This window comes from Vibrio sp. 1580 (assembly GCF_033340055.1).
Window position 1 is genome coordinate 1 of the sequence record NZ_JAWOVT010000667.1, and the last position, 530, is coordinate 530.

General features: G+C 45.1%; 1 protein-coding gene. It reads left to right on the forward strand.

The window, feature by feature from the left end; all coding sequences use genetic code 11:
- Nucleotides 1–241: LysR substrate-binding domain-containing protein (locus R7093_RS27745; RefSeq protein WP_318147346.1), on the forward strand; the 241-nt coding region annotated here is incomplete at its 5' end.
- Between the last annotated feature and the right edge of the window lie 289 nt (nucleotides 242–530).

Below are 530 nucleotides of genomic sequence, written 5' to 3' on the forward strand. Positions count from 1 at the left end.
TCAGGAATACCGTGCCACCAGCCTAAACACGTTAATTCAAATGGTAATGAGTGGAATGGGCACAACCTTGATCCCGGAAATGGCACTGGAACAGCTCGTCACGCACTACCCAGTATTATCGGCAGTGCATTTAAATGAGCCCGGCCCTCACCGCAGAATAGCCCTCGCGTTTCGCCCAAACTATGTGGACGTTTCCAGTCTCGAAGCGCTTTCCCGTATCGCGAAGCAATCTCTCAAATAATCTCGAAATCAAAATCGTTTAAACCCAGCAGCGCACCGTTACCTCGGTGTGCTTTGTGTGCTTTGTGTGCTTTGTGGGCGTTGGTATTTGCTATAGACAACGCCTTCCATTCAGTAATCAAAATTTCCGAACGTTACATTCATTTTTATCATTTTTACAAATCAGAACATCTATCCAATACTTTTTTTAGTTGTTTGCTGACGGCTTACAAAAAGTCGTGAAACCAGATGGAATGAGAGGAAGCTAGCATGACGCACATCGATATCGGCATTGATAGAGAGCACCGATT